This is a genomic window from Bacteroides sp. Phil13 (genome assembly GCF_001940965.1).
Classification (GTDB): Bacteria; Bacteroidota; Bacteroidia; order Bacteroidales; family Bacteroidaceae; genus Bacteroides; species Bacteroides intestinalis.
On sequence record NZ_MSHA01000103.1, the window covers coordinates 256,605 to 278,441 of the forward strand.

The window sequence follows — 21,837 nt, forward strand, 5'->3', positions numbered from 1 at the left end:
AAGAAGATAAGCTGCACCTCAACATAACTTTTTCATGCAAGCATGAAAGTTCTGCATTCGATTTGCATTATCTTTGCAACTAATAAACAAATATACAAAGAAACCGGTTCACCTCATCGGAACCCTCTTTGTATTTAACAATATATTGTATTCCAATGAAATATTTAGAATTTACTTTCCGCACTTCCCCTTGCACTGAAACAGTGAACGATGTGCTTGCCGCCATTCTGGGTGATGCAGGTTTTGAGAGTTTTGTAGAACAAGAAGACGGTATTGCTGCCTACATACAAAAGGATTTGTATGATGAGACAACTGTAAAAACAGCTATTGCTGAATTCCCCCTACCGGATACAAAAATTGAATATACTTTTACAGAAGCTGAAGACAAAGATTGGAACGAGGAATGGGAAAAGAATTTCTTTCAACCGATTGTTATTGGTGACCGTTGCGTCATTCACAGCACTTTCCATCACGATGTTCCCCAAACTGAATATGACATCGTAATCAATCCGCAAATGGCTTTCGGTACGGGTCACCACGAAACTACCAGTCTCATCATCGGTGAACTGCTGGACAGTGACCTGCAAGGAAAGTCTTTACTCGATATGGGGTGCGGTACTTCTATCCTTGCCATTCTTGCCCGCATGCGTGGTGCTGCACCTTGCACCGCTATCGATATTGATGAATGGTGTGTACGCAATTCCCTTGAAAATATTGAACTGAACCATGTAGACAATATCGCCGTGTCACAAGGGGATGCATCTTCCTTGAAAGATTTAGGTCCGTTTGATGTGATTATTGCCAACATCAACCGTAATATTCTGCTAAATGACATGAAACAATATGTGCGCTGCATGCATCCGGGCTCAGAACTGTATATGAGCGGCTTTTATGTAGATGACATTCCATTGATTCAGGCAGAAGCTGAACGTAATGGATTGCAATTTGTACACCATCAGGAGAAAAATCGTTGGGCAGCAGTAAAGTTCAAACTTTAGCACTTACTCATCCAGTAGCGCAGCCCTTTATTTGTGTAATTTGCGTAATTTGTGTTCTACTATGAAGCACCGTCTGATTCATATCTACACAATCAAATAACAGACAAGGAAGCATTTGACTTTGCCCTACTCTTTTTACAACTTCATAGTAAGTCCTATTGGGTGTTAACCTTGGTCAACAGGCCTGTCAACCTTGCTTGATCGGGCTGTCAACCGAGGTTAACAGGCCGTTCAAGCAAGGTTGACATCCAATTATTCCTAAGAGTGAACAGGATGTTCCTTAAGAGAAAACAGAATCATACCTTATGTAAAACCCGTTAATACCTAATGATTAAAACAATCAACTATGGCAATCTTATCGTTTACACGGGGAAAAAAGGCTAAAAAACATCAGATTACGGGTTCATCCGATATATGCACCATACGTAGGATACTACAGTATAACAGAATAAGTTACGATATATAAATTAAGATTTTCGGGTGAGAGTAAGCCCTGAGTTCAAGTTATAAATGCGACAGTTCGGTCAGATAGTGGTGTTGGGTATAAAATAAAAAAGAGAAGTTGATGAAAAAGTTCTCATCTTTCTTCTCTCCCGGAACAAAGTTACTGAAAAGAATATATCAAGAAAACAAAAATTAGCACTTACATAGTTTCATCAAACAGGCTATCAACTGCTGTAATCAGAAACAGAACTTGGGGATATAGATTTTCAACTTCTTCTCTTGTAAATTCTCTAAAATCATCATAGTCACTTGATTGTCTCTTATCATATATCTTTGAAAAGATTCGCCCACATTCCGGCTGCAATATACCCGATCTCACAAAATGAAGTCCAAAAGCTTGCCTAACACCCATATGAGTTTTTACCTCTATTTCATGCATAATCAATAATGCCGAGATAATATGAAAACATGCGTAATACATTCTGTTGACTGTAGAGTTCCATAATTCATTTTCTATTAGAATATCAACATCATGCATCAAGTCATGAGCTTTTTGACGCCTATAGTTAACTATATCACGTTTTATAGTACCATCCATCATAATAACACCCCGTCTTTCATCACATTATAATAAAACATAGTCTGTCTCTTTGCAGCCTCCCAAGCTTTACGAGTCATTACAATAGGACTAATAATGATTCCGGATTCGATTTCCAAATCATAGATAGGAGTAGTTATAGTGTCTTCTTCCTGAGGAGATACCTTCTCCTTATCTATCAAAATCAAAAGATCAATATCACTGCCAAGTTTTGCATCTCCACGTGCCTCCGAGCCATAAAGAATAGCTTGGGCATCAGGAGCAATACCCTTTATTAGTTTTTTTAAATGATGTACTAATTCCGTCCGGTTCATAAGCAAATGATTAAGTTACATTTCCACCTCTTTTAGTAAATACAAAAGAACACATTTCTTCTCTTTTTTCCTAATCTTATACCAGTAATTTAATTATTTAAAAGAGTATAATCAGCGTATCGTCATATCAACAAGCTCTTCCAATGAGCCATTAAATACATTCAAGTCAACTTCTTCCTTAATGCCCGGAACATTGCCTACATCAGTATGTTGCCAGAAGTGCCAGGGACCTTCGTACTTGACGGAATCTACGTAATAATGAGCAATCCAGTAGGGATACGTATTGAATACCGAATCATTAAGATAGCGGCTTTTAAATTTATAGGAAGTATAAAGAATAGGTTTCACACCATAATGCGACTCTACACGGTCGAGCCAGGTTTTAACGGCAATCTTCAGATCATGGGGCGTACTTTTACCAATAGTTTCGACATCAAGTACAGGGGGGAGATCACCGGGAATAAGCTGAACCGTACGGATAAAGAAATCAGCTTGCTTATGCGGATCTGTTTTGGGAGAAAAGAAATGGTAAGCCCCACGGATAAAACCATAACGATGTGCCTGATCAAAATTGAACGGGAAAGTATCGTCAGCATGGTCACCACCCTCAGTGGCTTTCATAAAGACAAAATGGATAGGAAATTTGGTTGTTTTATTAGATGTCAGTTGTACCCAATCTATACTACCTTGATAATGGGAGATATCAATGCCATGCACTTCATAGTCACAGGGCATACAGACACCATATCCTTTCTGACCATAACAAGGCTTCCAGCGATAAGCATACGGGCGAATGAAAAACCAATAAAACCCGGCAGAAAACACAGCAATAATCCCAACAGCAAGTATAGTACGCAACCATGTGGGCATGATACGTTCTTTGCTCTTTTTCTTACCGCGGCGTGCAGCAGGTACAGCAGAACGGGAAGTTGGTTTTCGACGAGGTGTAGAATTAGTTTTAGTTGCCATGCATTAGTTAAAATAGAACGCAAATCACACAAATTACGCAAATAGATTATTCAAATTTGTGTAATTCATGTAATTTGCGTTCTTCTTATTCACTTTTCGTTAGCTTGCTGATTTATTTAGCTTGCTCTAACTGCAAAGTCTTTGTCGGCTGGTCACAAACTTCTGTAGGTCCGAAGTACTGAATCGGTCCCGGATATACATAGTCTGTAGTGATAGCCCACTGATCGCGCTGAGCAGCAAATGCCTTGAACGGAGCACCATCCAGTTTTACCAGAGCTTTCTGGATCACCGGTTTCATTTCACCGTGACGGCGTTCCATGTTCATCATCATCGTAATGGGCACACCACCTGCAATCCATTGGTCAGCAGGAGCTGTAGTATTGCGTACAGAAGACATATAACCAGTCTTGCCGTTAGCAATCAGAGAAGCAGCTGTATAACCCAGTGAGTAGCAATAGTCAGCATCGTAGTTAGACGGAGCAGCGCAACGGCCTTCATAACCGAAGAAGTGATGTTGAGAAGCGAACTTACCAACAAATTTACCTTCTTCTTTCCATGCAGCGAGCTTAGTAGCTACCATTTCCGACAACAGTTTTTCTGTTTCAATCAGAGATACCTGTACGTTTCCGTGCGGGTCGCGATCCAGCGTCAGCTGACGTGCAACGCCTTCGGGCAGGCTGGCATAGATAGCGGCATTTTCCGGAGACAGTTTGCGGATGATATAATCACGTTGGTGAGATTTCTTAATCTGAGAGAATTCTTCAGCATTGGCAGCAAGGAAGTCGTTCAACTCAGCGATCAGACGTTTCATAGCCGGGATGAACTCAATCAGACCTTCAGGAATCAAAACCGTACCGAAGTTGTTGCCTTGAGCAGCACGGTTGGCTACTACCTGTGCAATGTAAGTTACGACATCGTCCAAAGACATATCTTTTGCCTCAACTTCTTCTGATACGATACAAACGTTAGGTTGCACCTGCAAAGCACATTCCAGTGCGATGTGAGAAGCAGAACGTCCCATCAACTTGATGAAATGCCAGTATTTACGAGCAGAGTTACAGTCGCGTTGAATGTTACCGATAACTTCAGAGTAAACCTTACAAGCAGTGTCGAAACCGAAAGAAGTTTCAATCATTTCGTTCTTCAAGTCACCGTCGATAGTCTTCGGACAACCGATTACCTGTACTCCACACTTCTTAGCTGCATAATATTCAGCCAGTACGCAGGCATTCGTGTTTGAGTCGTCACCACCGATGATAACCAATGCTTTGATATCAAGTTGCTTCAGGATTTCCAGACCTTTTTCAAACTGGTCTTCTTTCTCCAATTTGGTACGACCGGAACCGATGATATCGAAACCACCCGTGTTACGGTATTCGTCAATGATGTCTGAAGTCAACTCCATATAGTTATGATCTACCAAACCACCGGGGCCAAGGATGAAACCATATAACTTACTGTCTTTATTCAAATTCTTGATACCGTCGAAAATACCGGAAATCACATTGTGACCGCCGGGAGCCTGACCACCGGAAAGGATAACGCCCACATTCATAGCAGGGAAGTTAACCACTTCGTCAGTAGCCTCAAACTTGATCAAAGGCATTCCGTACGTATTAGGGAACAACTTTTGGATAGCTTCCTGATCGGCTACAGATTGAGTAGCTGCTCCAGCTACCGCCTTAACGGCACCCTTCAGCGCTTTCGGAAGTTTGGGCTGATAAGCAGCCCTTGCAATTTGCAATGCACTTTTTGTCATTTTATCTAATTATTTAAAGGTGTTAGTAAAGTTTCGTTCAAAAGCGTCGCAAATTTCGTGTTTTTTTCTGAATTATGAAAGGAAGCGCACATCAAAAAAAATATGAAATGTTGGTTTATACCATGGAAAGTACTTATCTTTACCGGAAATATTTCAATTTATTCACTTAAAACGTAAAGATTATGGCAAGTAGAAGAGAACTTAAGAAAAACGTCAATTATATCGCAGGTGAACTGTTCATGGAGTGTTTGGTAAACAGCTTATACGTACCCGGAACCGATAAAGCAAAAGCTGACGAACTGATGGGTAAAATCCTGAGTATGCAAGATGAATTTATCAGCCGCATCAGCCATACCGAGCCGGGAAATGTAAAAGGTTTCTACAAGAAATTCCGCGAAGACTTTAATAAAGAAGTAGACGCAATTATTGACGCTATCGGCAACCTGAAGTAAGCACCGGGAATGAAAAAAGCAATATACAGCTTTATCTACTATCGCATTTTGGGATGGAAGACAAACGTGACGGTGCCGGATTATGATAAATGTGTGATCACTGCAGCACCTCATACATCTAATTGGGATTTATTTATCGGCAAACTATTTTATGGAGCTATCGGGCGGAAAACCTGCTTCATGATGAAAAAAGAATGGTTCTTCTTTCCGCTGGGACTAATATTCAAAGCCGTGGGTGGCATACCGGTGGATCGGGGACGCAAAACATCATTGGTAGACCAGATGGCGGAAAGATTCGCCAGAAGCAAGAAATTCCAGCTTGCTATTACTCCGGAAGGAACCCGTAAAGCAAATCCGAATTGGAAAAAAGGATTTTATTTTATTGCATTGAAAGCGCAAGTGCCTATTGTAATGATAGGTATTGATTATACCACCAAAACGATTTCTGCGACAAAGGCGATCATGCCATCGGGAGATATCGAAAAGGATATGCGCGAGGTAAAGCTCTATTATAAAGATTTCAAAGGAAAGAACCCGGAAAACTTTGCTTTAGGAAACATTTAAGTTTCAACTGCAGGATTACGCAAATTATACGGATATGACCCGAACCATATCAAGTCCGTGTTTGCTCCGTATCTATAACTACGGACTTGGTATGGACTTGGTACGGCCTTGACACGGACTTGGTAGGAGGAAGAATTCTCTTCCTTCAATGGATAGGACTAAAACAGATTTTTATAGTATGCGTGTAACTCTATTACAAACAGATATTGTTTGGGAAGATAAACAAGAAAATCTCCGCTTGCTCCGGGAAAAGCTGATAAAGCTCCGTGGAGAAGCGGAGATTGTTGTCTTGCCCGAAACTTTCTCTACCGGTTTCAGTATGGATAGCCGGAGACTGGCTGAGCCGGTATCAGGTGAAACAATTTCCACCCTGCGTCAGTGGGCAGCAGAATTCCAATTGGCTATTACGGGCAGTTACATAGCCTGTGATGAAAGCAGCACCTCTCTCCAAGCCCTCCCCTGCTACAACCGTGCTTTTTTCCTGACTCCTGAGGGAGAAGCTTATTACTACGATAAACGACACCTTTTTCGCATGGGCCAGGAAACGGAGCATTTTACAGCAGGTAGCCAACGCCCTGTTATCTCCTATCGGGGGTGGAATATACTGCTGTTGGTCTGCTACGACCTTCGCTTCCCGGTATGGAGCCGCAATGTAAATAATGAATACGACCTTCTGATATACGTTGCCAACTGGCCCGTTTCCCGCCGCCGGGTGTGGGACATTCTGTTGCAAGCCCGTGCACTCGAAAATATCAGTTATGTTTGCGGTGTCAATCGCATTGGTACGGATGGAAATCAAATGCCATATAGTGGCGGCAGTGTCATTTATTCGCCAAAGGGCGATTTGCTTGCCAGCGTGCCCGACTATGAAGAAGGAACCACCACCGCAACTCTCGACCTCTCTGTACTGAGAGAATTTAGACAAAAATTTCCCGCATGGAAAGATGCGGACGCTTTTTCAATTAGATTATGGAACGAATGAGAACTAAACACCGTATAGCTGACAAGCTATTCTTTCTGTTACTGACTATCGCAGTTTTTTCCTCTTGCGCAAACAGCAAAAAGGATATTGTTCCTTCTGCCGAGTATGCACCTTTTGTGAATGCATATACGGGAGGAGTTATCTCGCAGACTTCGAATATACGCATAGAACTGACACAAGATCAGCCTATGGTAGATTTGAACAATGAACTGAAAGAAAATCCATTCAGTTTCTCCCCATCTCTGAAGGGTAAAGCCTATTGGGTCAGCAACAATACGATTGAATTCGTTCCTGAACCAGGAACTTTAAAGCCAGGAGAATTCTATGAAGGTACATTCCAATTAGGTCGGTTTGTAGAAGTGGACAGTGGCCTGAAAGAATTCAAATTCTCTTTCAGAGTACAGGAGCCCAATTTCACACTATATGTTGAACCGCTGACAACCATCGACATAGATAGCCATGGCGACCTGGTGACGCTGAAAGGCGAAGTACGTTTCAGTGATGCCACTCCCAAAGAAGCAGTTGAGGAAATACTCTCTGCCAAAGGCGGAAACGGCCAAAGCTATCCGGTCAGTATCACTCCGACAGATCATTCGACACGCTATCAGTTTGAAATAGCCGGTGTCATCCGCGAAGCGGAAGACTATCAGTTGGAAATCACCGCCAATGGCAGTCCTGCAGGAATCGACCGCAAACTGGCAGAAAACGTACTGATCCCTGCCAAGAATGATTTCCGTTTCCTATCTGCCAAACGCATTGACGAACCGGAAAATGGAATTGAAATAGTATTCTCCGATCCTATTTCTACCACACAAGACCTGAACGGATTGATTGAAATCCCCGAAGTATCATCTTCTATATTTCAAGTGGAGAATAATAAAGTATACATCTACTTTGAAGCCAATCAACTGAGCAAACTGACTTTGAAGATACATGAAGGAGTAAAAAACAGCCGAGATAAATCGCTCGGAAAGTCACACTCCATCGCATTCAGCGAACTGAATCTGAAACCACAAGTGAGTATGTCTACATCAGCCGCTATCCTGCCCGACTCCAAAAGTTTGATCATCCCTTTCCGGGCAGTCAATCTCTATGCGGTAGATTTAAGCGTGATCCGTATTTTTGAAAACAATGTACTGATGTTCATGCAGACCAATACGCTCTCATCTGCCAGTGAACTGCGCCGTTCCGGACGATTGGTTTACCAAAACACATTGTGGCTGAGTAAGGACAGCACAAAAGACGTACACCGATGGGAAGACTATTCAATAGACCTTGCCGGACTGATTCGGCAGGAACCGGGTGCTATCTACCGTGTCATACTTTCTTTCCGACAAGAATACTCTGCTTATCCTTGCAGCGGCACAGAAAAACAAGTGATGAGCTTTGCAGACAATACTGCTTCAGAGGGATTGACAAAAGTCAGCGGAAATAGTACTTTCGAAGAAAATGAAGCAGAATGGGATACACCGGAAACTTATTTCTACTATAATGGTAACATAAAGATGGACTGGAGTCAGTATAACTGGCGGGAACGTAACAATCCTTGCCATCCCTCCTACTATATGGACTCTGACCGGGCAGCATCGTGCAACGTATTTGCCTCCAATATAGGAATGATTGTAAAACGGAATTCACTGAACAAGCTATGGATTGCCGTAAGCAATATCCTGGATACCAAACCGATGGAGAAAGCTAAAGTAACTGTTTACAACTTCCAGTTGCAAGTCATCGGAACCGGTGAAACGAATAGTGAAGGATTTACAGAAATCACTCCGCAAGGTGTTCCTTTCATTGTGGTAACCGAAGTAGAGAAGCAGAAAGCTTACGTTCGTGTGGCAGATGGCGAAGAACAATCTGTCAGCCGGTTCGATGTAGGCGGAAAAGACATTCAGAAAGGATTGAAGGGATTCGTCTATGGCGAAAGAGGGGTATGGCGACCGGGAGATACGCTGCATGTAAGCTTTATTATGGAAGACCGTGAAAAAAGGATTCCGGATAAACACCCCGTAGCATTGGAATTGTATAATCCGAGAGGACAATTCTATACCAAAATGATCTCTACGCAAGGTGTAAACGGTTTCTACACATTTGACCTGCCGACACGCCCCGAAGACCCGACGGGATTATGGAATGCTTACGTCAAAGTAGGTGGAACCGCTTTCCACAAAAGCCTCCGCATAGAAACAGTGAAGCCAAACCGCCTGAAAATTAATCTGAAACTGCCGGAGAAAGTGATACAAGCCTCCGCCAAAGAGATGCCCGTAATGCTTACTTCCACATGGCTGACAGGCGCCACAGCTTCACGGTTGAAAACCAAAGTGGAAATGTCCCTGTCAAAAGTAAATACGCAATTTAAGAACTACGGGCAATACATATTCAATAATCCGGCTACCGAATTTACAACTGTAAAAAACGATGTATTCGACGGAACACTGGATGCGGAAGGAAAAGCCAACTTTATGTTGAAACTTCCGGCTGCCACCAATGCCCCGGGAATGCTGAATGCAACCTTAACCAGCCGTGTATTCGAACCGGGAGGAGATGCCAGTATTTACACGCAAAGCATTCCGTTCTCTCCATTCTCATCTTATGTGGGTATTAATCTGAACCAGCCGAAAGGAAAATACATCGAGACAGACCAAGATCATGTATTCGACATTGTCACTGTAAATGCAGAAGGACAAGTAGTGAACCGCTCCAATCTGGAATATAAGATTTACCGCATCTCCTGGAGCTGGTGGTGGGAAAACCGGGACGAATCATTCGGAACATACGTCAACAGTAGCTCCATCACTCCCGTAGCCAGTGGCAATATACAGACTACAGGCGGAAAGGCAACCTTCAAATTCCGGGTAAATTATCCGGTCTGGGGACGTTACCTGATTTATGTGAAAGATAAGGAAAGTGGGCATGCCACCGGTGGAACTGTTTATATAGACTGGCCGGATTGGCGCGGACGTTCAAGCAAGACAGACCCCAGCGGCATTAAAATGCTTGCTTTCTCTCTGGATAAAGACTCGTATGAAATAGGTGAAACGGCAACAGCCATCATTCCTGCCGCTGCGGGAGGACGTGCATTGGTAGCCCTGGAAAACGGTTCAACCGTTCTGCAACGTGAATGGATTGAAGTTTCCAACAACGGAGACACAAAGTATTCTTTCAAAGTGACTCCGGAAATGGCGCCGAACGTTTACCTGCACATCAGCCTGTTGCAACCTCATGCACAGACAGTGAACGATTTGCCGATACGTATGTACGGTGTGGTTCCGGTATTGGTGACTAATAAACAAACAATATTGCAACCGCAAATTAAAATGCCGGAAGTGTTGCGGCCGGAAACGGACTTCACCGTTACCGTCAGCGAAAAGAACGGCAAGCAGATGACATACACACTGGCCATAGTAGACGACGGATTACTCGACCTGACTAATTTCAAGACTCCCGATCCGTGGAATGAATTCTATGCCCGCGAAGCATTAGGCATCCGCACCTGGGATATGTATGACGATGTACTCGGAGCATCTGCCGGACGCTACAGTTCATTGTTCAGTACGGGCGGTGACGAAACACTGAAACCGGCCGATGCAAAAGCGAACCGCTTCAAGCCGGTAGTGAAATTTATCGGTCCGTTCTATCTGGATAAAGGAAAACAGAAGACGCACACGCTGAAACTACCGATGTACGTAGGTTCTGTACGTACGATGGTGGTAGCGGGGCAAGACGGAGCTTATGGAAAAGCGGAAAAGACTTCTTTCGTGCGTACACCATTGATGTTGTTGTCCACACTACCCCGTGTACTGAGCACACAAGAAGAGATTACCGTTCCGGTGAATGTTTTCGCCATGGAGAAGGAAGTGAAGAATGTATCGGTATCCATCCAGGCTTCAGGTGGAGGTGTGCAGGTAATCGATCCCAATAAACAATCCATTACTTTCAGTCAACCGGGTGACCAACTCGTTTACTTTAAGATAAAGACCGGAAATAAAACAGGAAAAGCAACGATACATATCACTGCCAGCGGTGGCAGCCAGCAGGCGAAAGAGACCATTGAAATCGAAGTCCGGAACCCGAATCCGGCAGTGACCTTCCGCAACAGCCAATGGGTGGAAAAAGGAGAAAGTGTAACACTTCCTTATTCATTGAATGGTGCTTCTCCGGCAAGCAGCCGTATGCTGCTGGAAGTTTCACGTATTCCTTCGGTAGATATCAGCCGCAGGTTCGACTACCTGTATAATTATCAGCATCATTGCACGGAACAGCTGACTTCCAAGGCTCTGCCGCTATTGTTCGTCAGCCAGTTTAAAGCTGTGGATGAGGAAGAAGCTCAAAAAATTAAGGCCAACGTACAGGAAGCGATACGGCAACTCTATGCACGCCAGCTTCCGAATGGCGGTTTTGTTTACTGGCCGGGGAATGCCAATGCTGATGAGTGGATTACTTCTTATGCGGGTATGTTCCTTGTATTGGCACAGGAGAAAGGCTACGCTGTCAACTCGAATGTGCTGAATAAGTGGAAACGTTTCCAACGTGCTGCTGCCCAGAACTGGCGGATGCCGGATCAGGATGACAGTTGGGGTCACTGGCAGACGGGAGTGCAACAAGCATACAGATTGTACACACTGGCATTAGCCGGTGCACCTGAGCAGGGTGCCATGAACCGTATGAAAGAACAAGCTAACCTGCCTCTGCAAGCCAAATGGAGACTGGCAGCCGCTTATGCCCTGACGGGTAAGATGAAACCGGCTGAAGAATTGGTATTTAAGGCGGAAACCACCATTGCCCCCTATTCTTCACAGAACTACATCTATGGTTCGTATGATCGTGACGAAGCTATGATATTGGAAACTTTACTCCTGATGAACCGCGACCAGGCGGCATTGCAACAGGCGAAAAAGGTATCCAAGAATCTGGCCGAAGAGAATTGGTTCAGTACACAGTCCACTGCTTTCTCATTGATGGCGATGGGACGTCTGGCTGAGAAACTTTCAGGTACTCTGGACTTCACCTGGACATGGAATGGAAAGCAGCAACCCGTAGTGAAATCAGCCAAGGCTGTATTTGCAAAGGAACTGTCCACTTCACCGGCTTCGGGGAATATTATAGTAAAGAATGAAGGCAAAGGCGCATTAAGTGTGGATCTCATTACACGTACACAGTTACTCAATGATACGTTGCCCGCAATATCCAATAACCTCCGCCTGGACGTAAAATATACGGATATGAACGGAGCGACGATATCCATAGATGATATCAAGCAAGGAACAGACTTTATGGCAGTCATTACTGTAGGTAATATCAGTGGAACCACTGCTTACAGCAATTTGGCATTAACACATATCCTGCCGTCAGGTTGGGAGATTTACAACGACCGATTGATGACTCCGGAAGCGACACCTACCCGTGAGTATACCTACCAGGATATTCGTGACGACCGCGTATTGACTTACTTCGACTTGCGTCGCAGCGAGCTGAAAAAGTTCACCATAAGACTGCAAGCTACGTATGCAGGTAATTTCATTTTGCCGGCTATCCAGTGCGAAGCCATGTATGACGGTTCGGCACAGGCACGAACCAAGGCGGGAAGAACGACTGTCAGCCGTTAAGTTCGTTTCATGGGAGCTAAGATTATAAAGTACTTCAAACAACTGTCTATCACCAGAAAAGTAATATTCATACTTATTACAATTCTGGTGATAGCCTATATCTTTTGTCTTCCCCGGCAACTTTTCCATGTGCCCTACTCCACCGTTGTCACTGACCGGAACGGTGAATTACTGGGCGCACGCATTGCATCTGACGGTCAATGGCGTTTTCCGCCCCGAACCACTACTCCGGAGAAAGTAAAGCAATGTCTCATCACTTTCGAAGACAGGCATTTCTATCACCATTGGGGAGTCAATCCTGTCTCCACGGGCAGAGCCGCCTACCAAAACCTAAAGAATAAGCGCATTGTAAGTGGAGGAAGTACCCTCACCATGCAAACGATCCGTCTGGCAAGAAACGAATCGCGTACTTTTGGAGAGAAGTTCATAGAAATGATCTTGGCCACCCGACTTGAATTTCGTGCTTCAAAAGAGAAAATCTTGTCCATGTACGTTTCACACGCTCCTTTCGGAGGAAATGTAGTAGGACTCGATGCCGCTGCCTGGCGATATTTCGGACATTCGGCCGAAGAACTTTCCTGGGCGGAAGCAGCTATGCTGGCGGTACTTCCAAACGCACCCGCCATGATTCACCTTTCCAAATCACGACAATCATTGCTCAATAAAAGAAACCGTCTACTGAAACAACTGCGTGAGCGAAAGATTATAGATAGTTCCACTTACGAACTGGCCATCAGCGAACCACTACCCGATGAGCCTCATCCTCTCCCTCAAATAGCTCCTCACCTGGTCAGTCGCTTCTATCAGGAACGGAATGGGAAATATTCCGTATCAACCATCGACAGAGGTATTCAAAGCCAGATAGAGAACGTAGCCGAACGTTGGAGTAATGAATTTAACCGGAGCGATATACGCAACCTGGCTATTCTGGTGATTGATATCCGGACCAATCAGGTGGTAGCTTATTGCGGCAATGTAAACTTCGAACGGAAACAAAGCGGTAACCAGGTAGATGTAATTCAGGCACCCAGAAGTACGGGAAGTATTCTGAAACCATTTCTATATTATGCCATGTTGCAGGAAGGCAGCCTGCTACCTCATACACTACTGCCTGATATACCCATTAATATTAATGGCTTTACACCTCAAAACTTCAGTTTGCAGTTCGAAGGTGCTGTTCCTGCTTCAGAAGCACTTGCTCGTTCACTAAACATTCCGGCAGTAACGATGCTGCAAAAATATGGTGTTCCCAAGTTTCACACTTTCCTGAGGCAAATAGGTTTGAAGACAATCAACCGCCCCGCCTCCCATTATGGTTTATCACTTATCTTAGGCGGAGCGGAAGCCACCCTATGGGATGTAACCAATACATACGCACACATGGGACGGAGTTTATTGCAACTTCCACAAACGGAATGTAGTTTACTACTTTCAGATACTGAAGATTCGGAAAATTCCGAGGCAGTCACTTCTGCAAAGACAACGGACGTTTTTCAACCGGGAGCCGTATGGCAAACATTCAATGCTCTAACCGAGGTGAACCGTCCCGAAGAAATAGACTGGAAATCCATCCCTTCCATGCATCCCATCGCATGGAAGACCGGAACGAGTCATGGATTCCGCGATGCCTGGGCTGTAGGCGTCACTCCTCACTATGCCATAGGTGTATGGGTGGGTAATGCTACCGGAGAAGGTAAACCCGGTCTTGTAGGAGCACGGACAGCCGGCCCGGTTCTGTTTGACATATTCAGCCTGCTTCCTCCTACACAATGGTTCAAACGTCCGGAGAATGTCTTTGTTAAGGCTGAAGTATGCCGGAAATCCGGACATCTGAAAGGCCGATTTTGCGAAGAAACAGACACCTTATTGATTCTTCCCGCCGGATTAAAGACGGAAGCTTGCCCTTATCATCACCTCATCACTCTCTCAGCCGATGAGACTCACCGTATCTATGAGAATTGTGCTAATCTGGAACCTACCATCCAGAAATCCTGGTTCACTTTGCCGCCCGTCTGGGAATGGTATTACAAACAGCATCATCCGGAATACAGTCCGCTTCCTCCCTTTAAGCCTGGTTGCGGAGAAGACGCCCTCCAACCGATGCAGTTCATCTACCCGCCCATGAATGCACGGATTGTATTACCCAAACAGATGGATGGAAGCCCAGGATATATGACTGCCGAACTGGCCCATGGTAATCCCGTTACCACCATCTTTTGGCATCTTGATAATACTTATCTGACGCAGACGCAGGATTTCCATAAGATTTCTTTGCAACCCACACCCGGAAAACACTCGCTGACAGCGGTAGATAGTGCAGGAAATACAGTAACTACTACATTTTATATTAACCCTCTTTAAAAATAGGCACGCGTACCCATCTCTGCCTCTCCGAACAGGTTATGTATTTGTACAAAAAGATTCCATTTTAGTCTTTTTAATGAAAATACCTAAAAGAAGTGAGTACATAGTTACCAAAAAGTGCCTACATTTGTATCCCGAAACAGTGTCAGAAAAAAACACCTTGTTCCGAAAAACAGCCCCGACACCATTAAATGAGTGAACTTTGTTTTTCGTATATTTGTTAAATCATAGAAGCGACAAGCTTTAATCAATTTATTAATACCAATTTAGTTATGAAAACCAATCTTAGTTCTCAAATCACTCTCAACAGAGTCTCCCCCAGGTATTACAGGCCTGAGAATGCATTTGAAAGGTCGGTATTGACCCGACTGGAAAAAATCCCCGCTGACATCTACGAATCAGCAGAGGAAGGTGCAAACCACATTGCCTGCGAAATAGCTCAACTGATTCGCGACAAACAAAAAGCCGGACGTTTTTGCGTATTGGCATTGCCGGGCGGTAATTCTCCCCGCAATGTATATTCAGCCCTCATCCGAATGCATAAAGAAGAAGGCCTGAGTTTCCGCAATGTTATCATATTCAACCTTTACGAATATTATCCGCTCACAGCAGATGCCATCAACAGCAATCTGAATGCCCTGAAAGAGATGTTTCTCGATCATGTAGACATCGACAAGCAGAATATTTTCAGTCCGGACGGTACTATCCCCAAAGATACTATCTTCGAATATTGTCGTTTGTACGAGCAGCGCATCGAAAGCTTTGGCGGACTGGATGCCGTATTACTCGGCATTGGTCGTGTAGGTAACATCGGTTTCAATGAACCGGGTTCCCGTCTAAACTCCACTACCCGCCTCATTTTACTGGACAATGACTCACGCAACGAGGCATCCAAAATGTTCGGAAGCATTGAAAGCACACCGATCAGCTCTATCACAATGGGTGTATCCACCATTCTGGCTGCCAAGAAAATCTTCTTGATGGCATGGGGTGATGATAAGGCCAAAATGGTAAAAGAGTGTGTAGAAGGTGCAGTAACAGATACTATTCCGGCATCTTACCTGCAAACGCACAATAATGCCCATGTAATTATCGACCTTTCTGCTGCCGGCAACCTGACACGCATTCACCGTCCGTGGTTAGTGACTTCATGTGAATGGAACGACAAACTGATCCGCAGTGCCATCGTATGGTTGTGCCAACTGACAGGAAAGCCTATCCTGAAACTTACCAATAAGGATTACAATGAAAACGGTTTAAGTGAATTGTTGGCTCTGTTCGGTTCTGCATATAATGTAAATATCAAAATATTCAACGATCTGCAACATACCATTACCGGCTGGCCGGGTGGCAAACCGAATGCAGACGATACTTATCGTCCCGAACGCGCAAAACCGTATCCGAAACGGGTCGTTGTATTCTCTCCGCATCCCGATGACGACGTTATCTCTATGGGAGGTACCATCCGTCGTCTGGTAGAGCAAAAGCATGATGTACACGTGGCTTACGAAACCTCCGGTAACATTGCCGTAGGTGACGAAGAAGTAATCCGTTTCCTGCACTTTATCAACGGTTTCAATCAAATCTTCAATAACAGCGAAGACAAAGTGATTACCGACAAGTATGCAGAGATCCGTAAGTTCCTGAAAGAGAAAAAAGACGGTGACATCGACACACGCGATATTCTTACCATTAAAGGTTTGATACGTCGTGGTGAAGCACGCACCGCCTGTACATACAATAACATCCCACTGGATCATTGTCATTTCCTTGATCTGCCGTTCTATGAAACCGGTCGTATTCAGAAAGGTCCGCTGACTGAAGCTGATGTGGAAATCGTACGTAACCTGTTGCGTGAAGTGAAACCTCACCAAATATTCGTTGCCGGCGACCTTGCCGACCCGCACGGCACACACCGTGTCTGCACCGATGCCGTATTTGCAGCTATCGACCTGGAAAAAGAAGAAGGTGCAAAATGGCTGAAAGACTGCCGCATCTGGATGTATCGCGGTGCATGGGCTGAATGGGAAATTGAGAACATTGAAATGGCAGTGCCTATCAGTCCTGAAGAACTCCGTGCCAAACGTAACTCTATCCTGAAACACCAGTCTCAGATGGAAAGTGCACCGTTCCTGGGCAACGATGAACGTCTGTTCTGGCAACGCAGCGAAGATCGCAACCGTGGTACTGCTGCATTGTATGACAGTCTTGGTCTGGCATCTTACGAAGCAATGGAGGCATTCGTGGAATATATTCCGTTGTAAATCAATAACAAAGAAATAAAGAGAAAAAGGTTGCAGTGATAAAACACTGCAACCTTTTTCCATTTAACATTCTCATCAGCCTCATTTTCGTGTGATTTCTATCTCACCAAGATTTTCTTCACTACCATGACTCATTCAACAGGTTATTTGGAGGATATGGCAACAGTTCCCTTATATTCGCCTTCGGGCAATTTGATTTTTCTCTTGTCCCCATTAAATGTCACCTCCATAAATGCTTCTGTCTGAGTTGGGTCCGAAGCATATACTTTCCACCCCTTCTTATAAGTATGCAGAATGAAAAGCCCTTTTTTATCACTTTCAAACTTTAGTTTACCGGACAAGGAAATACTTCCGGCTTCATACAATGCAAGTAAATATGTATCTTGATCCAGTTGGACAGCCTGACATTGACTAGTATTACTGATTATTTTGAATGAAGATAAATCAAAGCGTTGTACTTGCTTAGGAGTGGTAGCCGGCAATATTATGTACTGATATGAATCATTTTGTGGAAGAATCCCATGATCTATATAGATAGTAAATACATCTTTTGTCTGCAATTCACTTTTAGGATATATCTTCATGATATCATTCCAGAAATTCGTACGCTGTTCAGAAAACATACGCCCTTTACCTTCCAGTAAAATATATCCGGTCTGACGATGAAAGAAGCGCTGGGGATTCTCACAAGAAAAATTCAAATCCTTCACAACCTCCCACTTCCCTTTATGCAGATGTAGTAAATCATCTCTCAGCACAGCCTGCTCTACAGAAGTATTCACCTGATAACTGCTATCCGAACAAATGCCCGCTCCTAAACACAAGATATAATCCGGTGTAAAAATCCATGTTTTTCTAGCATAAAGCCCATCCCTTACTAAATCCATCGAGGTAAGACCAATAACGCCATCATTCACATTTCCTACGAACGAACCTTTATTTTGCTTTTCAAGCCATCCCATCACATGGACAGCCTTATCTTCTTGATAGCAAGTTACACCAGGCACTTTACGCCAATCCCAACAAGGAAATACATCCGTATACTCATCACCATCCACATAAGTATAGAGAGCACCGTCTGCCAGATAATACCCCTTTACATTATCAGTGCCCGACTCTGTACCAATCACCCTGTCCGATGCCATCCTCACAGATGCCATCCAAGTGGGACAACGATGGATTGTCATATCTGATTTCCAGAAATGATACTGCCCTAACAACGAAGTTGGAGTATTACCAAGGTTTTCATCAATCAAGAGCTGATAGGTATTACTGTCTTTACTATTCACCTGCGCCAACATATTGGCAGAGAACAAACTCGAAAAAGCTTTGTTTCGCTGTGCCTGCTTGTAAAGCTGTCTTCCGAGATTATTTACATCCATCTTGTTTTTCCACAGAATTCTCCGTACACCTTCATTAGTATAGTTAGTTATAATCTGAAAACGCTCCTCATCCAATGCCAACGAAGTGTCATCAAGAATATATGCCCAGAAACTCATAGTAGCCAAATAAGCTGCACCATAATTCCCGACCTGCTGTTGAGGTCCATGTTGATGAAAACTATAATCAACCTTAATTCCTTCTGATTTACCATAAGCCATCTTGATCTCATCGTTTATAGCATTCCTTGCTTTCCACACTAGTTGAAGGTCATTCAGCAACAAACCTTTCACCAACACATTGCCGGCTAACCAAACCTTATTTTGAGCTGTCATCCCTATCTTTGCCTGACTCATCACTTCTATAGCGTGTTTCTTTTCTTCCGTCGACAATTGATCTTCAAATAAGATAAACACAGCTCCCAGTACTTTAGGTATACCAATTTCATTATACCACCAATTGGCAGCTATCGGCTTCATTCGAAACCAATAGCCTATGGCTTTATGGATAGCCTCTGCAACCTCAGCCGATTTATAAAAATCATGCTCCGGATTACTATAAACTTTAGTCAGCTCAAGCACACGGGCTGCATGGATCCGCGGAAGCCAGCTGGCAGCCTTGCTATTAGTAAAATCAAGGTCACTCCAACTACCCTCCTCACTCAAGTCTGATAATAATTGACGAACGTACCCGACTTCTATCGGGCAACGTTCCATCAATTCTACAACCATCTGATCACCGACGATCTTTTCATGCGAAGTCTGACACATCAGCCGTATTAGCTGCTGTTCTGATTTGTTTTTATACAATATACTTTCTATATACTTCTGCCTGATGATGGATAAATCATCGGCTTTCAATCCCAAAGTAAAAATGAAAATGAAAAGTAAAAGTACAAAAACATAGCGTATCATATGTGATGCCATTTATTTCTCTATAAGTTCAAATTCTGTAACTTTCAAATTATCCGAACTGTTCCCGACAAAAAGTTTAAAGCTACCCGGCTCTGTTACGAACTGTCTATCTGCATTAAAGAACCCCAATTCCTGTTCTGACAGAGTAAATTCAATCTTCCGGGTTTCTCCGGGTAACAATTCTATTTGCCGGATTCCACACAATTCAAGAACCGGACGGGTCACGGAACTGGCAACGTCCTGCAAATAAAGCTGGACGGTTTCTTTGCCCGTATACTTTCCCGTATTCTTAACAAAAGTAGTCACGACCACTGACTCTCCTGACCTATATTCTTTTTTTGATATCACAGGAGCAGCAATTTCAAAAGTTGTATAGCTCAAACCATATCCGAATGCATAGGCAGGTTTCACACTCTCATCCATATAACCGCTTACCCACGGATTGTTTGGTGTCCAAGCACGACCTGTACTTTTATGATTGTAATATATCGGACACTGACCTACATGACGGGGAAATGTCATTGGCAATTTACCAGACGGATTATAGCTACCAGTAAGCACATCTGCTATAGAATTACCAGCTTCCGTACCTAACCACCAAGTCACAAGAATGGCATCGGTATAAGGTTCCATATCGGAGAAAATCAACGGACGACCACCCATAACCAAAGTTACAACAGGTTTCCCGGCCTTTTCCTTTATTTGTTTCACCATCAACTGCTGATTGGCATTGACACTAATATCAACTTTCGATTTCGCTTCTCCGGAATCCATGGCACGCTCTCCTACCGATACAATAAGCACATCATAACCAGAAAGATCCGGTAATGGTTTCAATTCATTCGTTTCCAAATCATAACCTTCTATATAGGTAACCTTAGCCTTGGAAAAAGCAGCTTTCAAACCATCAAAAACAGAAATCACCTCTTCTGCCTTGCCAATGGCAGACCAATTCCCCAGCATATCCTTATTAGCCTTATTCAAGGGACCGATTAAAGCTATATTACGTACGGTTGACGCAATAGGCAGAACATTCTGATTTTTCAGCAGGACGATTGAACCGGCTCCAGCTTCACGGGCTACTTTCCTGTGAACCGCATTCACTTTCTTGTCTCCGATTTCCTTCTCACAATAATTATAACGATAAGGGTCATCAAACAAGCCCAATTCAAATTTTACCGTTAAGATACGTTTTACAGCATCATCAATCAAAGTAATGTCTACAGCGCCCTCTTTCACTAAATCTACCAGATGCCTGGCATAAGTCATAGAATGCATATCCATGTCACAACCTGCAATAGCAGCCAGACGTCCTGCATCTTTATTGTCTTTTGCCATCCGGTGTTTGGCAATCTCACTAACAGAACCCCAGTCACTGACTACAAAGCCTGTGAATCCCCATTCTCCCTTCAAAACATCCCTTAAAAGAGGCTTATGGGCCGTTGCAGGAATACCGTTTATCTCATTAAAAGCATTCATAAAAGTGCCCACTCCGGCTTCTACTGCAGCCCGGAATGGTGGTAAATATACTTGTTGAAGTGTATGTTCCGAGATATCAGCTTCGGCATAATCTTTACCTGCTACCGCCGCTCCATAAGCAGCAAAATGCTTCGCACAAGCAAGCACAGTGTTTCTATCATTATAATTGGTACCCTGAAAACCTTCTACACGAGCCTTTGCCACCTGACTACCATACCAAGGGTCTTCACCGGCTCCTTCCATCGAACGCCCCCAACGGGCATCCCTGGAGATATCAACCATGGGAGCAAACGTCCAGTGAATCCCATGGGCAGAAGTCTCCGCCGCCGCCACACTGGCTGTTTTTTTTATCAATTCCAGATTAAAACTGGCAGCTTCAGCCATCGGTATCGGGAAAATAGTCCTCATCCCATGTACAACATCCAAACCAAAAATCAACGGAATCCTCAAACGGGACTGCATAGCCAAATCCTGATATTGCCTTGCACGCTCTACAGTCAATATATTAAAAATAGAACCTACCTCACCACGTTTGATTTCTTCCGTATGATTACGACTGTCAAGAGAAGGTCCGGTCAGAAGCTTATTATTGGAATACTGAATCATTTGCCCGACTTTTTCTTCCAAAGTCATAAGATTCAGTACAGAATCTACTTGATGGGTATAATCCTTCTTCCTTGTCTGAGCAGACAAGGAAGTTGCCATAATCCCTAGAATTATTGCACACAAAAGACTATTCTTTTTCATATT

13 protein-coding genes are annotated in these 21,837 nt (G+C 43.8%); 7 read left to right on the forward strand and 6 right to left on the reverse strand.

Annotated features, from left to right (window positions below; genetic code table 11):
• The first annotated feature begins 155 nt into the window (after positions 1-155).
• Complete coding sequence (gene prmA, locus BWI44_RS21160; RefSeq protein WP_021967747.1) at positions 156-998, forward strand: 50S ribosomal protein L11 methyltransferase; 843 nt, start codon at positions 156-158, stop codon at positions 996-998.
• 643 nt (positions 999-1,641) lie between these two features.
• Here prmA and BWI44_RS21165 read toward each other — a convergent pair.
• The 4 genes from BWI44_RS21165 to BWI44_RS21180 all read right to left on the reverse strand — a co-directional run bounded on the left by BWI44_RS21165 (position 1,642) and on the right by BWI44_RS21180 (position 5,082).
• Entirely contained in the window at positions 1,642-2,043 is a 402-nt protein-coding gene (locus BWI44_RS21165; protein ID WP_286816341.1) for a HEPN domain-containing protein, read from the reverse strand.
• Positions 2,040-2,354: a nucleotidyltransferase domain-containing protein gene (locus BWI44_RS21170; protein WP_021966995.1), complete on the reverse strand. Its 315-nt coding sequence runs from the start codon at positions 2,352-2,354 to the stop codon at positions 2,040-2,042. Before BWI44_RS21170 ends, BWI44_RS21165 begins: the two co-directional genes overlap by 4 nt.
• Positions 2,355-2,465: 111 nt before the next feature.
• On the reverse strand, positions 2,466-3,224 hold the full coding sequence (locus tag BWI44_RS21175; protein ID WP_229036166.1) for a glycoside hydrolase family 25 protein: 759 nt from the start codon (positions 3,222-3,224) through the stop codon (positions 2,466-2,468).
• A gap of 211 nt (positions 3,225-3,435) precedes the next feature.
• A complete protein-coding gene (locus BWI44_RS21180) occupies positions 3,436-5,082 on the reverse strand; it encodes a diphosphate--fructose-6-phosphate 1-phosphotransferase (RefSeq protein ID WP_021966993.1) in 1,647 nt (548 codons plus the stop codon).
• 182 nt (positions 5,083-5,264) lie between these two features.
• Here BWI44_RS21180 and BWI44_RS21185 point away from each other — a divergent pair, with 182 nt between their 5' ends.
• From BWI44_RS21185 to BWI44_RS21210, 6 genes are all read left to right on the forward strand, one after another.
• The gene (locus BWI44_RS21185) at positions 5,265-5,534 is read left to right on the forward strand and encodes a hypothetical protein (RefSeq protein ID WP_007663915.1); all 270 of its coding nucleotides are present in this window, start codon (positions 5,265-5,267) and stop codon (positions 5,532-5,534) included.
• A gap of 9 nt (positions 5,535-5,543) precedes the next feature.
• Positions 5,544-6,098 carry a 1-acyl-sn-glycerol-3-phosphate acyltransferase gene (locus BWI44_RS21190; RefSeq protein ID WP_195209125.1) on the forward strand — a complete coding sequence of 185 codons (555 nt, stop codon included), beginning with the start codon at positions 5,544-5,546 and terminating at the stop codon, positions 6,096-6,098.
• Between the two features lie 178 nt (positions 6,099-6,276).
• On the forward strand, positions 6,277-7,080 hold the full coding sequence (locus tag BWI44_RS21195; protein WP_195209197.1) for an amidohydrolase: 804 nt from the start codon (positions 6,277-6,279) through the stop codon (positions 7,078-7,080).
• Positions 7,077-12,686 (forward strand): alpha-2-macroglobulin family protein, encoded by a 5,610-nt coding sequence (locus BWI44_RS21200; RefSeq protein WP_502688842.1) that lies wholly within the window; start codon positions 7,077-7,079, stop codon positions 12,684-12,686. The genes BWI44_RS21195 and BWI44_RS21200 overlap by 4 nt, the downstream gene beginning before the upstream one ends.
• A 9-nt stretch (positions 12,687-12,695) precedes the next feature.
• The gene (pbpC, locus tag BWI44_RS21205; RefSeq protein ID WP_195209123.1) at positions 12,696-15,047 is read left to right on the forward strand and encodes a penicillin-binding protein 1C; all 2,352 of its coding nucleotides are present in this window, start codon (positions 12,696-12,698) and stop codon (positions 15,045-15,047) included.
• A gap of 275 nt (positions 15,048-15,322) precedes the next feature.
• Positions 15,323-17,314, forward strand: coding sequence for a glucosamine-6-phosphate deaminase (locus BWI44_RS21210; protein ID WP_007663923.1), 1,992 nt, complete (start codon positions 15,323-15,325; stop codon positions 17,312-17,314).
• A gap of 143 nt (positions 17,315-17,457) precedes the next feature.
• On the opposite strand, the gene BWI44_RS21215 is transcribed toward BWI44_RS21210, so the two are convergent.
• The gene (locus BWI44_RS21215) at positions 17,458-19,608 is read right to left on the reverse strand and encodes a polysaccharide lyase family 8 super-sandwich domain-containing protein (RefSeq protein ID WP_229036160.1); all 2,151 of its coding nucleotides are present in this window, start codon (positions 19,606-19,608) and stop codon (positions 17,458-17,460) included.
• Between the two features lie 12 nt (positions 19,609-19,620).
• Positions 19,621-21,834, reverse strand: coding sequence for a glycoside hydrolase family 3 N-terminal domain-containing protein (locus tag BWI44_RS21220; RefSeq protein WP_286816348.1), 2,214 nt, complete (start codon positions 21,832-21,834; stop codon positions 19,621-19,623).
• Positions 21,835-21,837: the final 3 nt, after the last annotated feature.

Bases quoted from the DNA above. Each gene is read 5' to 3' on its own strand.
- prmA (WP_021967747.1), top strand. From the start codon at position 156: ATGAAATATTTAGAATTTACTTTCCGCACTTCCCCTTGCACTGAAACA.
- BWI44_RS21195 (WP_195209197.1), top strand. From the start codon at position 6,277: ATGCGTGTAACTCTATTACAAACAGATATTGTTTGGGAAGATAAACAA.
- BWI44_RS21175 (WP_229036166.1), bottom strand. From the start codon at position 3,224: ATGCCCACATGGTTGCGTACTATACTTGCTGTTGGGATTATTGCTGTG.
- BWI44_RS21190 (WP_195209125.1), top strand. From the start codon at position 5,544: ATGAAAAAAGCAATATACAGCTTTATCTACTATCGCATTTTGGGATGG.
- BWI44_RS21220 (WP_286816348.1), bottom strand. From the start codon at position 21,834: ATGAAAAAGAATAGTCTTTTGTGTGCAATAATTCTAGGGATTATGGCA.
- pbpC (WP_195209123.1), top strand. From the start codon at position 12,696: ATGGGAGCTAAGATTATAAAGTACTTCAAACAACTGTCTATCACCAGA.
- BWI44_RS21215 (WP_229036160.1), bottom strand. From the start codon at position 19,608: ATGATACGCTATGTTTTTGTACTTTTACTTTTCATTTTCATTTTTACT.
- BWI44_RS21200 (WP_502688842.1), top strand. From the start codon at position 7,077: ATGAGAACTAAACACCGTATAGCTGACAAGCTATTCTTTCTGTTACTG.
- BWI44_RS21185 (WP_007663915.1), top strand. From the start codon at position 5,265: ATGGCAAGTAGAAGAGAACTTAAGAAAAACGTCAATTATATCGCAGGT.
- BWI44_RS21180 (WP_021966993.1), bottom strand. From the start codon at position 5,082: ATGACAAAAAGTGCATTGCAAATTGCAAGGGCTGCTTATCAGCCCAAA.
- BWI44_RS21165 (WP_286816341.1), bottom strand. From the start codon at position 2,043: ATGATGGATGGTACTATAAAACGTGATATAGTTAACTATAGGCGTCAA.
- BWI44_RS21210 (WP_007663923.1), top strand. From the start codon at position 15,323: ATGAAAACCAATCTTAGTTCTCAAATCACTCTCAACAGAGTCTCCCCC.
- BWI44_RS21170 (WP_021966995.1), bottom strand. From the start codon at position 2,354: ATGAACCGGACGGAATTAGTACATCATTTAAAAAAACTAATAAAGGGT.